The 14,208-nt window shown below is 52.7% G+C and carries 10 protein-coding genes and 1 tRNA gene; 8 read left to right on the forward strand and 3 right to left on the reverse strand.

Annotated features, from left to right (window positions below; genetic code table 11):
• Nucleotides 1-1,845 (forward strand): prolyl oligopeptidase family serine peptidase, encoded by a 1,845-nt coding sequence (locus E3E37_RS02915; protein ID WP_167715348.1) that lies wholly within the window; start codon nt 1-3, stop codon nt 1,843-1,845.
• A gap of 84 nt (nt 1,846-1,929) precedes the next feature.
• Entirely contained in the window at nt 1,930-2,634 is a 705-nt protein-coding gene (locus E3E37_RS02920; RefSeq protein WP_088864549.1) for an ATPase domain-containing protein, read from the forward strand.
• Here the strand turns inward: E3E37_RS02920 and E3E37_RS02925 are convergent.
• Entirely contained in the window at nt 2,626-5,226 is a 2,601-nt protein-coding gene (locus E3E37_RS02925; protein ID WP_167714689.1) for an ATP-dependent helicase, read from the reverse strand. The genes E3E37_RS02920 and E3E37_RS02925 overlap by 9 nt on opposite strands.
• A gap of 90 nt (nt 5,227-5,316) precedes the next feature.
• Here E3E37_RS02925 and E3E37_RS02930 point away from each other — a divergent pair, with 90 nt between their 5' ends.
• From E3E37_RS02930 to E3E37_RS02950, 5 genes are all read left to right on the forward strand, one after another.
• Nucleotides 5,317-5,628 (forward strand): hypothetical protein, encoded by a 312-nt coding sequence (locus E3E37_RS02930; protein ID WP_167714692.1) that lies wholly within the window; start codon nt 5,317-5,319, stop codon nt 5,626-5,628.
• Nucleotides 5,629-5,652: 24 nt separating this feature from the next.
• Nucleotides 5,653-6,702, forward strand: a complete 1,050-nt coding sequence (locus E3E37_RS02935) for a glycosyltransferase family 2 protein (protein ID WP_167714694.1) — start codon at nt 5,653-5,655, stop codon at nt 6,700-6,702.
• Nucleotides 6,703-6,795: 93 nt separating this feature from the next.
• On the forward strand, nt 6,796-7,716 hold the full coding sequence (locus tag E3E37_RS02940; RefSeq protein ID WP_167714696.1) for an inorganic phosphate transporter: 921 nt from the start codon (nt 6,796-6,798) through the stop codon (nt 7,714-7,716).
• 41 nt (nt 7,717-7,757) lie between these two features.
• Nucleotides 7,758-9,500, forward strand: a complete 1,743-nt coding sequence (gene tgtA, locus E3E37_RS02945; protein WP_167714698.1) for a tRNA guanosine(15) transglycosylase TgtA — start codon at nt 7,758-7,760, stop codon at nt 9,498-9,500.
• A 38-nt stretch (nt 9,501-9,538) separates the two neighbouring features.
• A tRNA-Val gene (locus E3E37_RS02950) sits at nt 9,539-9,615 on the forward strand.
• A gap of 281 nt (nt 9,616-9,896) precedes the next feature.
• Here E3E37_RS02950 and E3E37_RS02955 read toward each other — a convergent pair.
• Nucleotides 9,897-12,122: a hypothetical protein gene (locus tag E3E37_RS02955; protein WP_167714700.1), complete on the reverse strand. Its 2,226-nt coding sequence runs from the start codon at nt 12,120-12,122 to the stop codon at nt 9,897-9,899.
• Between the two features lie 114 nt (nt 12,123-12,236).
• Nucleotides 12,237-13,382 carry a DUF763 domain-containing protein gene (locus E3E37_RS02960; RefSeq protein WP_167714702.1) on the reverse strand — a complete coding sequence of 382 codons (1,146 nt, stop codon included), beginning with the start codon at nt 13,380-13,382 and terminating at the stop codon, nt 12,237-12,239.
• A 95-nt stretch (nt 13,383-13,477) separates the two neighbouring features.
• Between E3E37_RS02960 and serK the strand changes: the two genes are divergently transcribed.
• Nucleotides 13,478-14,206: an L-serine kinase SerK gene (gene serK, locus E3E37_RS02965; RefSeq protein ID WP_088864555.1), complete on the forward strand. Its 729-nt coding sequence runs from the start codon at nt 13,478-13,480 to the stop codon at nt 14,204-14,206.
• Nucleotides 14,207-14,208 lie beyond the last annotated feature (2 nt).

Here is a 14,208-nt window from a genome sequence, read left to right on the forward strand (position 1 = left end):
ATGAAGGACCCCTACCTGTGGATGGAGAACCTGAGGGACGAGCGCGTTCTGAGGCTCATCGGGGAGGAGAACGCCCGTTTTAAGGAGTTCGTTGGGGAGCTGAGCGATAAGCTCTTCCCCGAGGTCTGGGAGTACTACTCGATGCCAACCCTTCACGGAGCCAGGCTCACCAAAAAGGGCATCATAGCGATGTTCAAGGAGAGGGACAGGCAGATAATCAGGTGGCTCGGCGGAAAAATCATAGTTGACTCCAAGGAGCTTGAGGAGGAGCTTGGCGACGAGGTTCTCCTTCAGGGGTTCACAGCAGATGAGGCTGGGAAACGCCTCGCCTACAGTTTCTCTATCGGAGGCGCCGACGAGGGGATAACGAGAATCATAGACCTTGAAACCGGAGAGCTCATCGACGAGATGAGGCCCTCGGTCTGGAACGTTACCTTCCTGGAAAACGGCTACTACTTCGGCAGGTTCTACCGCCACGACGAGACACCCGACGGCGTTAAGGCTCCAGCAGTGAGGCTCTTCTGGAAGGATGAGGGCGGAGAGAAGATGGTCTTCGGCGAGGGGCTTAGCTCCGGCTACTTCATCGGACTGAGGAAGAGCACCGACGGAAAGTGGGCGATGGTGACGGTGACCTTCGGCTGGAACAAGGCTGAGATATACCTCGGCCCCATAGAGGAGCCCGAAAAGTGGGAGGAGGTTTACTCAGCTGAGGTTCCGGCACAGCCGATAGACGTTGTCGATGGAAAGATCTACATCCTCACGAAGGAAGGAGCGGGCCTTGGAAAGGTCATCGCAATCGAGGACGGCGAAATCGAGGAGGTTATTCCCGAGGGCGAGTTCCCGCTGGAGTGGGCAGTAATAGTGAGCGACAGAATCCTAGCCGGCAGGCTCGTCCATGCCAGCCACAGGCTGGAAGTCTATTCTCTGGACGGTGAAAAGCTTAAGGAGATAACCTTTGACCGTCTGGGAAGCGCCTACCCGACGGACACCGATGGAAAGAGGGCGCTCATAAGGTATGAGAGCTTCACCGTTCCGTACAGGCTCTACGAGTTCGACGGCGGGCTTAGCCTCCTCGATGGAAAGGAAGTCGGGGGCGAGCTCACGGTAAGTGAAGACTTTGCCATCTCAAAGGACGGCACGAGGATACACTACTTCCTCGTGAGGGGTAAGAATGACAAGAGAAAGGCCTGGGTCTTCGGCTACGGCGGCTTCAACATCGCCTTAACTCCGCGCTTCTTCCCGCAGGTCATCCCGTTCATAAAACGCGGCGGAACCTTCGTGATGGCCAACCTGCGCGGCGGTTCTGAGTACGGCGAGGAGTGGCACAGGGCAGGAATGAGGGAGAACAAGCAAAACGTCTTCGACGACTTCATAGCCGTGCTTGAGAAGCTCAAGGGTGAGGGCTATCGCGTTGCCGCCTGGGGCAGGAGCAACGGAGGGCTTCTGGTTTCCGCTACGCTCGTCCAGAGGCCGGACGTGATGGACGCGGCGCTGATAGGCTACCCCGTCATAGACATGCTCCGCTTCCACAGGCTCTACATCGGAAGCGTCTGGATTCCCGAGTACGGCAACCCCGACGACCCGAGGGACAGGGAGTTCCTGTTGAAGTATAGCCCGTACCACAACGTCAAGCCAGCGAACTACCCACCGACGCTCATCTACACGGGTTTACACGACGACCGGGTTCACCCTGCTCATGCGCTCAAGTTCTTCACGCTCCTGAAGGAGGTAGGTGCCCCCGTTTACCTCCGCGTTGAGACCAAGAGCGGTCACATGGGTGCGTCACCCGAAACTAGGGCTAGGGAGCTGACCGATTTGCTTGCCTTTGTCCTCAGGACGGTTTGACATTACAACCATTTTCCTTTTGTTCCAGTAAGCTCGAAAAGTTCTTATATCTGAGAATGAGAGTAATAACCTAGGGGCGGAATCATGTACGGCAAAAGGATATCAACGGGTATCCCAGGACTCGATGTCATGCTCAGGGGCGGATTAATACCCGGAAGGACGTACCTGGTAAAGGGTGCTCCTGGTACGGGCAAAACAACACTCGCAATGCATTTTGCGATGGCAGGCATCGCCAACGGGGAAAACGTCCTCTATGTGACGCTTGAAGAGCCAGCCGAAAACCTGAGGGCGGACATGGCGAAGATGGGCTTTAGAATCAACGACAGCCGATTCACGCTGATAGATGCAACGCCGACCTCGGAGAGGTACGTTCTCGTGGAGGATTTCTTTGAGTCTTTTGCCGGCAGTCTGGAGAAGATGACGAACGCGATAAAGGAGCAGATACGGGAAAGGCACTACACCAGGGTCGTGCTTGACCCGGTGACCATGCTGAAGCTTACCACCCCCGATGAGATGGAGTACAGGAAAGCATTTCTTGGGTTCATAAAGTCTATGATGCGCATGAGGGCCACAGTTCTGATGACATCAGAGCTCCAGAAGACGGACATCGAGGAGTACCTGGTGAGCGGGGTCATGGAGCTGAGAATGTTCGACATTCAGGGGACGCTGTACAGGGGACTGAAGATACTGAAGTTCAGGGGCAGCAGTTTTGACTGCAGCATGCGGCCCTACGAGATAACGGACAGGGGAATCGTCGTTTACCACGACCGCGTCATTTCCCTACCCTGATGCTTCTATCATCCCCATTATCTTTCTGTGCAGCTGCTTGATGAGCTCCCTTCTGTCCTCCATTAGAACCACGTCACTTGAACCTATCACTTCGAGGTTGAAGGCGAACGGACTTGGCAGCTCGTTGTGCTCGATCACAACCTTAACTTTCCCGTCGCGAACCCACTTCAGGAACTGCTCCGCGCTCTCGACGTCCATCTTGTCCTCCATTATCTCGCGGTAGACCTCCTTGAGCAGGGGAAAGTTCGGATGGTTCTCCTTGAGCACCCTAAGGAGCGCCACCGCCATAACCTGCTGCCTTCCGAGCCTCTTGCTCCTTCCAACGTAGCGCCTTAAAATGAGCAGGCCCCGGTTTGCCACATGTCTGAACCTTCTCTTCAGCAGTTCGGTGTTGTCGAGGGCCCGCTTAAGGGTCTCCCTCAAGTCCTCGATCTCAAAGAGCGCCCGCATTTCCTCCTCGCTCAGCCTTTTCTCGGGAGGAAGGAGCAGGGCGAAGCCGTTGTCGTTTATCGCTATCCCAACGTTGCACTTCTTCCATTTGCTCACAAGGTAGGCAAACGCCCTGCTCAGGGCATCGTTGGCCCTCCTCCCGATGAGCGTGTGGAAGAAGTAGCGGTTGCGCTTTTCTCCGAGAACTTCCTCCACCAGAACCGTTTCGTCATCAGGAACGGTTGAGTACTTCGCCTGCTCTCTGAAGTACGCCAGGATTGCCTTTGCGGCCCTCTCGTCTATGCCGTACTTCCTCATGAGAAGGCTCTTGGCGCGCCGGTTATCGAGAAGCCCTGCGACTTCTCTCCTGAAGCGCTGAACGTCAAGGGCGAGGTCAAAGCTCAAAGGCAGCATCTCCGAGAACCAGGCTGGAATAGTTGGCTTAGCCCCCTCGCGGGGAATCACGTAAATTTTGTTACCCCTGCTCTTGACGAACTCGTAGGTTCTTCCAGCCAGGACGAAGATGTCCCCCGGCATAAGCCTCTCGGCGAACTCCTCCTCCACCGTTCCAATCATCTGCTTGTCCATAGTGTAAACCCTGATTTTTGCTTCATCCGGTATCGTGCCTGTGTTCATGTAGTAAATCGCCCTCGTCATCTTCCCGCGCCGTCCAAAGCGCCCGTCCTCGAGCCATATCTTGGCGTAAACCTTCCTCTCCTCCAGGCCGGCATACTCCCCGGCGAGATAACGGAGAACACTCATGAAGTCCTCGAGTGGAAGGTCGCGGTAGGGGTAAGCGCGCCTTACGAGCCTGTATGCGTCCTCGACGTCCCACACCTGGTTGAGCGCCATGCCGAGGAGATGCTGAACGAGGACGTCCAGGGGGTTCTTTGGAATCCGTATCCGGTCGAGCCTTCTGTTCCTCGCGTTGTGGGCCAGAACAGTTACCTCAATCAGGTCGTCGCGGTCCAGGGCGAGGATTACACCCTTGCTGACGTCGTGGAGCCTGTGGCCGGCCCTGCCGATCCTCTGGAGAGCGCGGTTCACGCTCTTCGGTGAGCCAATTAGGACAACCAGATCAATCGTCCCGATGTCAATTCCGAGCTCCAGGCTCGTCGAAGTGACAACTGCCTTAAGCTCCCCTCTCTTGAGCTTCTCCTCGACGTCCAGGCGAACCTCCCTCGACAGGGAAGAGTGGTGTGCCTCTATCAGGCCCTCAAACTCCGGAAAGCGCTTCTTCAGGTTGAAGGCGACCCTCTCGGCGCCGCTCCTCGTGTTGGTGAAAATCAGCGTCGTTCTGTGCTCCCTGATAAGCTCGGCCAGACGGCTGTACAGGGCATTGCTCAGCGTTCCCGCGTCGGTATAAACGAGGTCATCAACCACGCTCTCGACCCATATCTTCGTCTGCTTGGCGAAGCTGACGTCAACTATCAGGCCCGGCCTCGGCTTTCCATCATCGTCAAAGCCGAAGACGAACTTTGCAACCTCCTCAAGCGGATGAATCGTCGCGCTCAGGCCTATCCTCACGAACTCGTTTTCTGCCCAGTGGGCGAGCCTCTCGACGCTGAGCGCGAGGTGGGAACCGCGCTTGTTCTCAGCTAATGCGTGAACCTCATCGATGATGAGGTACTTTACAGTTCTCAGCCTCTCGCGGAACTTCGGCGCGTTGAGGGCTATGGCGAGGCTCTCTGGAGTCGTGATCAGGATGTGCGGCGGCCTCTTCACCATCTTGCTCTTCTCGTAGCTCGACGTATCGCTCGTCCTTATTCCAACCCGGATTTCAGGGAGTTCGTAGCCGAGCTCCTCTGCCACTTCCTTTATCTCGGCTAAAGGCCCTTCAAGGTTCCGCTTGATGTCGTTGTTGAGTGCCCTCAGCGGGGAGACGTAGAGCACGTAGATTTTATCCTCAAGCTTTCCTGCCTTTCCAAGGAGAATGAGCTCGTTTATTGCCGCGAGAAAGGCTGAGAGGGTCTTTCCGGAACCTGTGGGGGAGGAGATGAGGACGTTTTCGCCCCTGTGGATTTCAATAACCGCGTAGCGCTGGGGAGGGGTGAAGGTTCCAAACTTCCGCTTAAACCACTCCCTAACCGGCTCGCTCAGTATCTCAAATATCTCATCGTCGGTGTATTCCCTCCCGGCGTAGCGTATCCTCTCCCCGCTCATCGAAGGGTGGTTCGGCTTTGGATTTTTAAACTATTCGGTTGCCCTAACAAACTTTTTAAGTGCCGAGTCTGAACTAAAAGCGGTGGGACGATGGATGAGAAAATCGAAAAACTCGGAAAGGTTCTCAAGGAGTTCAACAGGCTTCACGGGAGCGAGGCAAGGGCGAGAATACTGGAACTTCAGGGGGATGAAGCTATCATCGAGTTCGAGGGCTCCTTCTGCGCCACCTGCGGGCTCTACGACTACTTCGACGACATCAAGTGGGAGGCGATGGACTTCGGCCTGGAAATTGAGCCAGTCGAGGTTCTGGAGGCCGAGGAGGACGACTTCGAGCACGGGCGGTACGTCGTGAGGTACAGGGTTGGAAAAGTGCCTTCCTCCCAGCTTTCAGATAAAGGTTAAAAGCTCCCTCTCCGAGTTCCAACCATGAACCCGCTCCTCCTGGGCTTGCTCCTCATCTTCCTCTGGGACGGCTACTTCTTCTTCAATTACATAATTAGCCTTTTCCACAATTACAGAATTAGGGAATGGACGCCGAAGGTTTCCATAATAATCCCCGCCTACAACGAGGGGAAGAGGGTTCTGAGGGCCATCAACTCGGCCCTTGAGCAGGATTACCCCGACCTCGAGGTCATAGTAGTCGACGATGGAAGCGAGGATAACACCTTTGAGGTTGCCTCATCGGTGAAGGACTCCCGTCTGCGGGTCTACCGGAAGGAACACGGCGGGAAGGCAAGGGCGCTGAACTTCGGCCTGTCAAAGGCTTCCGGAGAGATAATAGTCACGACCGACGCCGACAGCTACCTCGAACGGGATGCCATTACGGAGCTGGTGAGGCGATTCTACTCGGATGAGGTCCTCGGCGTCGGCGGTCAGGTCCGCGTCGCCGGAAGCTCCTTCCTCGAGATGGCCCAGGACGCGGAGCACCTCAGGATAGCGATGTTCCGCAGGGCCAAAGAGCTCGACGACCTGAGCCTCGCGCCCGGTCCGGTAGCGGCCTTCCGCAGGGAAGCCCTTGAGAGGACCGGCGGCTTCGTCGAAAACGTCGTGGAGGACTACGCGACGACGAAGGCCGTGAAGGAGCTCGGGAAGGTGGTGTACGCCCCTAAGGCAAGGGTCTGGACCGAGATGCCGAGGAGCTTATCCGGCCTCTGGCGCCAGAGGAAGCGCTGGTTTCTGGGAGACTTGAAAAACCTCGGGGGAGGGTTCACCAAGGACCTGGCCTTTCTGCTCGCCTCGGACGCTGTGGCCTTCCTCGATGTAATTGTGCCGCCGCTTCTCCTCATCACCGGGAACTTTGCGCTCTTCGCCCTCTGGTGGTTCTTCGAGACCTTCACGATGCTTTTACCCACTCTCTTCGAAGGCGGCAGATTGATAAACGCACTCCTCTTTCCACTCATCGTCTGGTTCTGGGCAGCGTTCTACCTTTTCCTTCACATCTACGGCTATCTTGCGGTGCTCCTGCGAAGGGTATGAGACGATGCGGGGCGAAACCCTTTTAAGTGCCCACTTCCGTGCTACATAGACTATATAGATTATTGGGCAACAAATAGACTATAGTGATGCGCGATGATTGTGTTGGTGCTCCCGGCGGTGTTCATGGCATGGGCGATAGGCGCGAACGACAGCGCGAAGGCCGTCGGAACCGCCGTTGGTTCAGACGTGCTCGGCTTTAAGAGAGCCGTGCTGCTCATAGGAATCTTCACAACGCTTGGCGTTCTTATAGGCGGTTCTGGTGTTTCCGGAACGATTTCCGGGCTCGCCGAGGGTATGTCCGCGGGTGAGGTCGGTCTCGTCCTCTTCAGCGTCGCCTCAGCGGTAACGCTCGCGAGCCTCTGGGGGAGGCCGATCTCGACCACCCAGTCCATAATCGGCGGCCTCGTCGGGGCTTCCCTTGCCCTTGGACTGCCGGTCGACTGGTGGACGGTTGGAAGGATAGCATCGGCATGGGTTCTCTCACCGCTCGTCGCCGCGCTCTTTGCGGTGGCGGTCTACAGGCTTTACAAGCCCGTGCTCGGGAGAATAAAATGCCTGAGAAACCTTGAACTGACCCAAAAGTGGCTCGTCTTCACGGCGGCGGCTTTTTCCGCCTTCAACCTCGGTGCCAACGAGCTTTCGAACGTCGCCGGACTGATGGAGAGCCTGGGAATCAACGGCCCCTTCAAACTGGTTCTAGCCATTACCCTCGCCCTGGGAGCGCTAACCTTCAGCTACGAGGTCATGATGACCGTCGGGAGGGATATCTCACCCCTCGGTCCGACGTCGGCCTTTTCAAGCCAGTTCGGTGCATCTCTGGCGGTGAGCGCGGCAAATCTAATAGGTTTGCCGGTCAGCTCCGGTCAGGCCATAGTTGGAGCTATCAGCGGCCTCGGCATCTACAAGGGGGAGCGCGTGAACCTCAAACTCATCGCCGGAATCGTGAAGGGCTGGGTGGTGGCCCCGGTCTTTGCCGGCGCTTTCTCCTACGTCCTCGTCGCGCTTCTGGCTTAGGCTTTTAAACCGACCGCCGAAGGTTCTTGAGGTGTTGCGAGATGGTCGAGTTCAAGTTTGAGGTAAAGGCGAGAGACGCCGCGGGAAGGATAGGGAAGCTGACCGTTAACGGGAAAACCGTAGAGACCCCCGCCATAATGCCGGTCATCAACCCAAAGCAGCTCATCGTAACCCCAAAGGAACTGAAAGAGATGGGTTTCGATATGGTCATCACGAACTCCTACATAATCTACAAGACGCCTGAGCTGAGAGAGAAGGCGCTTGAGATTGGCATCCACCGATTGCTCGACTACGACGGCATCATCGAGGTCGACTCCGGCTCCTTCCAGCTCATGCGCTACGGCGAGGTCGAGGTCACGAACCGCGAGATAATCGAGTTCCAAGAGAGGATAGGCGTCGACATAGGCACGTTCCTCGACATTCCGACCCCGCCCGACGCACCGAGGGAGAAGGCCGAGGAGGATTTGAGGGTAACCCTTGAGAGGGCGAAGGAGGCCGAGGGGGTCAAGAATATTGCAATGAACGCGGCCGTGCAGGGCTCGACCTATCCGGACCTGAGAACCTACGCCGCGAGAAAGCTCAGCGAGATGAACTTTGAGATACACCCTGTTGGGGCAGTCGTCCCGCTGATGGAGAGCTACCGCTACAAGGACCTTGTTGATGTTGTAATAGCCTCGAAGCTCGGCCTCAGGCCGGACAGGCCGGTTCACCTCTTCGGTGCTGGCCACCCCATGATATTTGCTTTGGCCGTGGCGATGGGAGTTGACCTTTTCGACTCAGCGAGCTACGCCCTCTACGCCAAGGACGACCGCTATCTGACGCCCGAAGGCACCAAGAGGCTTGAAGAGCTGGAGTACTTCCCGTGCTCCTGTCCGGTCTGCTCGCGCTACACACCCCAGGAGCTCCGCGAGATGCCGAAGGAAGAGAGAACGAGGCTTTTGGCCCTTCACAACTTGTGGGTGATCCGCGAGGAGCTGAACAGGGTCAAACAGGCGATAAAGGAGGGAACCCTCTGGGAGCTAGTCGATGAGAGGGCAAGAAGCCACCCGAAGATGTTCGCGGCCTACAAGAGACTGCTGGAGTACAGGGACTACCTTGAGAGGAACGAGCCGGTGACCAAAGCCTCGGCTTTCTTCAAGGTGAGCGAGGAAGCTATGAGCTGGCCGATAGTCCAGCGCGCTAAAGAGAGGGCTGAAATGGTTGCCAAAAAGTTTCCCGAGAAAGTTAGCCACCCCATCTTCGGCGAGATTCCGAAGTATCTAAGCCTGAGTTATCCCTTTGCCCAGAGCGAGGGCGAGGAGGACTTCACCATAACCAAGCCGGGGAAGAACGAGGCGAGGAGCTACGTCATGGCCATAGCGGAGTATCAGTTCGGAGAAGGGGCCGACGAGGCTTTCAAAGATGCCTTCGTCGAGCTTTCGAGGAAGACGGGCATGCCGAGGCAGATAAAGGCCAAAGGCAAACATCTCGCGACATTCAGGGCTGAAGATGGCCTCTTGACCCTCGGCATCGAGGGGGCAAAGAGGCTCCACGAGGTTCTGCCGTTCCCGAGGATGCGTGTGGTGGTGAATTCCGATGCAGAGCCCTTCGCGAGGAGGGGCAAGAACGTCTTCGCCAAGTTCGTGGTCGATGCAGACCCCTCAATCAGGCCCTACGACGAGGTTCTCGTGGTGAACGAAAAAGACGAACTCCTGGCGACGGGACAGACGCTCCTGAACGGTGAGGAGCTGAAAGTCTTCGGGAGCGGTTTGGCGGTGAAGGTTAGGAGGGGAGTCGGGAAGTAGAAAATTTTATAACGTCCCTCCCTTCTCCTATTTCGGGCGGGCCCGTGGTCTAGATGGTTATGACGCCACCCTTACAAGGTGGAGGTCCGGGGTTCGAATCCCCGCGGGCCCACCATAGGAAACTTTTGCCAAACAAAAGTTTGATCAAAGATTCTGTTGAACTGAAAATTTTGAAAAAGCAGGGCTTATTGTTTAGTGAGACTTTCTTCTACACTTCTCGGAGGGTTAATTGCCCTTATCCCCGATGATTTGCCTGCTCAAAGTTTGATGATATCACCTCTAAACTCAATAGTTCTTATATCAGTTTCTCTGCAATTCTGTGCTTGTTGCTGGTACTCTATAAGTGCCAAGATAAAATGAAACTTAACTGTTTAAAGAATAGTAAAAATAGAGGTTTTATAATTCTCTCTCTACCCACTGTGGAGGGAATTCGGGAACATGCGCTCCAATCGTCCGTTTGAGATCATCAATTATCTGTTTTTCATATTCTATGAGAGTAGAAAGGTCTCCAGTTTCTATTGAATTATTAACTGCTTGTATAAATGCACTTGTTATACGTGGTCTCATATTGCGAGCCCCGACTAGGTTTTTGTGCTCCCTAAATATTTTGAACAACTCCAGAATGAATTCTAATGTTATAATTCCCATCTCTATATCAGTGCCAAGATTAGATATTTCCTTTCTTGCTGGAAGATTAAGAGATTCCGTTTGTAGTTTTGAACTGCTAATAATAAACACACCCTTTTTTGTTATTCTGACATTACCCAAGTTCATTTTCTGGAGATATCCTTCGAGATATTCCCACATCTTCCGTATCTCGTCTCGCTCTAGGCGTTTGTGCTGTTTAGAATCAATGACATAAGTATGGACTATTGGAGTATCCCTGTCCTCCACCCAGAGTATTAGTATCCCGTCAGGTTCAGCTTCATTATAAATATATCCTTTGGGAATGAAACTACCATAAAGATATTTCAATACAATGCCCAGGTGTTCTTCAACTTTTTCTCCTGATAGTGTATCTAACTGGTTGCTTAATAAACGATAAGATACCGTAGCTTCATTTTCTATGAGTTCTGAATAGTAATAGTCTAAATACTCCAAAGTTTTGATATAAATCTCGAACACAGCATCCTCTTTATTGTCCTCTAATAAGCTTTTGAGGACTTTATATAGATCTAGGTTGTCTAAAAATACATACGTCAATCGTTGATATCTGCTTTTTTTAGTACTTTTTGCTTGGTTGCTTAATGGAATCACGATAGTTATGAAAAATTGATAGCTTCCACCTTTTGGATAATCCCACCGTCTGACTCCTTGGAGAACTATGGACTTGTCCTCTGTTTTATACTCTATATTAAAGATTTTAAACTCCTCATTTATTCCAAAACTATTAGTGAATGAGAATGTTTTCCCTTTAACTTTGTGGAGCTCATTTTCTAGAAGTGTTCCAAATTTATCCGTTGATATCCGATAGGACTTTTTGGTTTTTGATATAATCTTCTGTTCTTTAAGCTTGTTGAGAACGATATCATCACTGGATAATTTTTCTAAGATCTTGTAATATCTTACCCTATTCTGCTTGTCAAGGATCATTTTATTAAAGTAGTACGAGACTGGAGCCTCGTAAGGACTATTTAATTTTATCCCACTTCTTTCCAGTATTCCAATGATTTTTTTCTTGTCACTCTCTGGAACATCATGCTTAAATGATATCTTTATTTCAAAGATGTATTTTCTTTGATTAGTCTTCTCGTCAAGGCCATCTATTTTCGCTTTTGATCTCACGAGAGTCAAAGTGAACAAAATTGGAGATTCTTTTTGCCGATATTCTAAATGAACTTCTCTTAACTTCAAAATATCCTCAGGATTATGTAATAATTTGTCAATATTAAACCGGGTAATAGGTACATACATGTCACTCCATGCATTTATTTTCACAGTGTAGGGATATCCTGAAAGTTTTATTTTAGTCACATATATACCTTCATTACTCAACTTCTCAAAGATCTCTGCGGGAGATTTATTAAAAACCTCAGCTTCATTGATAATTTTTGTGATATCCTGTGCAAAGTGTTTATATGCTCTTGTAATTGTTCGCCTTGTCGCTGCGATTTCTACATTATTCATTTTTTGGCGTATTAAGATCAATGGATAGTATCGCCTTTCCTTGGAAACTAATGGCTGAATATATTTTCTTTCGACAGTTTCAAGAGGATAAAATATCAAGTTTTCATTTTCTTGCATGCCTTTGAGAATTATGGCATTTTGGCTTTTTTCTGTAATTTTCTTGAGAAATTCTTCAGGATTCTCTCCAGTAATTTTATACGTTTCTTTGGGAAGGGCTTCAAATTCTAGTTCAAATCGAATTCTCAATAAGGTAGAGATTATTTTTTCTTTATCATACATTTCTAAGGAAATGTCTCCTACTTTATCCTTTCCATACACTAGTCTAGCCAGTTCAATTAACTTCTTTAGGAATGTTTTTTCATCATTTTCCTGTGTTAGGTTAACAAGATCTTCTTCGGCAATCCCTGTAACTGGTCTTCCAAGGTAATCCGTAAATAAAATGCTAACAATTTCCTCCCTCTTAAGAGTCTCAACACTCGTAGCCATATCTACCATAGATATCACCATGCTTAATTTAATTTTTAATAAATTTCGTAATTGAAGAATTTAAAATTTTTCATAAGGAGGCACTATATTTGATCTTCTCCGTATTTGATGTATCTGGCATCTCTAAGTCGCCCTCTTCTCTTCCTCGGGGAACTTCCAGTTCTTCGTTATCCGCGTCACGTTCCGGACGAGGGATTTTTCCTCCGGGTGCCTCGAAACCAGCTCCTCCAGGAAAGAGATAAGCTCGTCGTATGCGGGTTTGTCTATCGGGAACGGCACTCTATCTTTCCCCCCGACGGCGTAGGTGAACTTGAAGGGGTCGGGCGGGTGAGTTACGGGGTCCTTCCAGCTCGGATGGACGTCGTAGACCAGCTCAAGGACGAGCGACAGGGCCCTCAGCGTGCTCGGACCGAGGCCCTTCAGGAGAAGGAACTCCTCGTAGTTATTTACGCTCAGCTCGCGGGCAAACTCTAAAGCTCGCTTGTTCAGCTCAAACCTTCCGAGGCTCTCGTAGCGCTTCAGCAGGGAGACCTCATCGACATCGCGGGGCTTGTAGTAGACGAGCGGCCGGTAGCCTCTCGCGAACGCTTTCAGGCTCTCCAACTCGCGCTCTATTTTAACTGGGCTCTCCTGAACCACGTCGAGGAGCGTCTTCTGATACTCCCTTGATTCTTTCGAGACCGTGTTCAGGGCGAACTCTTTCTTGAGACCGGAGATGGCCTTGTGAGGGTCGAGGGTGAAGGTTTCGGCGTCAAACCAGTGGAAGCGCCTCGCCATCCTCTCCCTCTCGTTCATGCCCTGCTGTACCACCGCCCAGTTGCCCTCCTCATCGAGGAAGAAGACGTGGTGGTAGAGCTGGTAGCCGGTCTGGAGTGCAACCGTGTCAACTTTGGCCACAAGCCTCGATGTCCTCACGTAGGGTTCCGGGTCGAGTTCGTAGAGTTCGGCTATGGTTTTCAGCTCCTCTGGCGTGGCGCGGCTCTTCTTCCCCTTGCCCCCAGCTGCCTTGACGCCCAGCTCCTCCCTCCAGAGGGCGTCCTTTATCATGCCCGCCGTTACGGTCGTCGAGCCGGAGGAGTCCCAGTCCATTCCAATGACGTTGTTGAAGGCCTGGAACCACAGCGGGTCGGAGAGCCTCTCGAGGAGACCCTTGGTGCCGTACTCCTCAATCGCCAGAACCAGCACTAACCGGGTGAGTTTCCTCATCCTCTGCGCTAGCCACGCCGGAACATGGCCGCCGTGGAGGGGTAAATCAGCGACGTTTCTCATCGGTGGTTATTGGGCTCGAAACGATTTAACCTTTGCCACAAGCTTTTTATCCCCCGGCACGTTTACCCCATCGTAAACCCACGGGAGGTATGCTCATGGGAGTTGAAAAGGTTCCGAAGTACGACATCCCCACCAAGAAGGTTGACTACGTTTTTATCGAGCTCGACAAGATGAAGCCCCACGAGCAGCTCGTTCAGAAGGAGCTTGAGGCCTTCATCGAGAGCGTTACCGGTAGCGGAATCTTCTGGAAGCCCATGCTCCTCGCCAAGGTTCCCGGTGAGGACACCTACCTCATCGTTGACGGTCACCACCGCTGGGCCGGCCTCCAGAAGCTCGGCGCCAAGCGCGCCCCGTCGGTCATCCTCGACTACTTCAGCGACGACGTCAAGGTCTACACCTGGTACCCGGCCTTCAAGGGAAACCTTGAGGAGGTTCTTGAGAGGCTCAAGGCCGAGGGGCTTGAGGTTGTGGAGGACCCCAACGCTGAGGAGAAGGCCGAGAGGGGAGAGATAGCCTTTGCCCTCGTCGGCGAGAAGAGCTTTGCCATCCCCGGCGGCCTTGATGAGCAGAAGAAGGTCAGCAAGGTTCTCGACGAGATGAGCGTTGAGGGTAAAATCGAGCTCATCTACTACGGCCTCAAGGAGGACGCCAGAGAGGACATGGCAAAGGGCGAGATTGACTACGTCTTCATCAGGAAGGCGCCGAGCAAGGAAGAGGTCATGGAGCTCGTCAAGCGCGGCGAGGTCTACTCCCCGAAGACCACTAGGCACGTCCTCCCGTTCAACCCGGACAAGATTGACGTCAAGCTTGAGGAGCTGTTCTGAAA

Origin of the sequence: Thermococcus sp. ES12, assembly GCF_012027515.1 — an archaeon.
GTDB lineage: Archaea > Methanobacteriota_B > Thermococci > Thermococcales > Thermococcaceae > Thermococcus > Thermococcus barossii.

Excerpts from the sequence above, each read along its gene's own strand:
- E3E37_RS02930 (WP_167714692.1), top strand. The coding sequence starts at position 5,317 with ATGGATGAGAAAATCGAAAAACTCGGAAAGGTTCTCAAGGAGTTCAAC.
- E3E37_RS02935 (WP_167714694.1), top strand. The coding sequence starts at position 5,653 with ATGAACCCGCTCCTCCTGGGCTTGCTCCTCATCTTCCTCTGGGACGGC.
- E3E37_RS02960 (WP_167714702.1), bottom strand. The coding sequence starts at position 13,382 with ATGAGAAACGTCGCTGATTTACCCCTCCACGGCGGCCATGTTCCGGCG.
- serK (WP_088864555.1), top strand. The coding sequence starts at position 13,478 with ATGGGAGTTGAAAAGGTTCCGAAGTACGACATCCCCACCAAGAAGGTT.
- E3E37_RS02940 (WP_167714696.1), top strand. The coding sequence starts at position 6,796 with ATGATTGTGTTGGTGCTCCCGGCGGTGTTCATGGCATGGGCGATAGGC.
- E3E37_RS02955 (WP_167714700.1), bottom strand. The coding sequence starts at position 12,122 with ATGGTAGATATGGCTACGAGTGTTGAGACTCTTAAGAGGGAGGAAATT.
- tgtA (WP_167714698.1), top strand. The coding sequence starts at position 7,758 with ATGGTCGAGTTCAAGTTTGAGGTAAAGGCGAGAGACGCCGCGGGAAGG.
- E3E37_RS02925 (WP_167714689.1), bottom strand. The coding sequence starts at position 5,226 with ATGAGCGGGGAGAGGATACGCTACGCCGGGAGGGAATACACCGACGAT.
- E3E37_RS02915 (WP_167715348.1), top strand. The coding sequence starts at position 1 with ATGAAGGACCCCTACCTGTGGATGGAGAACCTGAGGGACGAGCGCGTT.
- E3E37_RS02920 (WP_088864549.1), top strand. The coding sequence starts at position 1,930 with ATGTACGGCAAAAGGATATCAACGGGTATCCCAGGACTCGATGTCATG.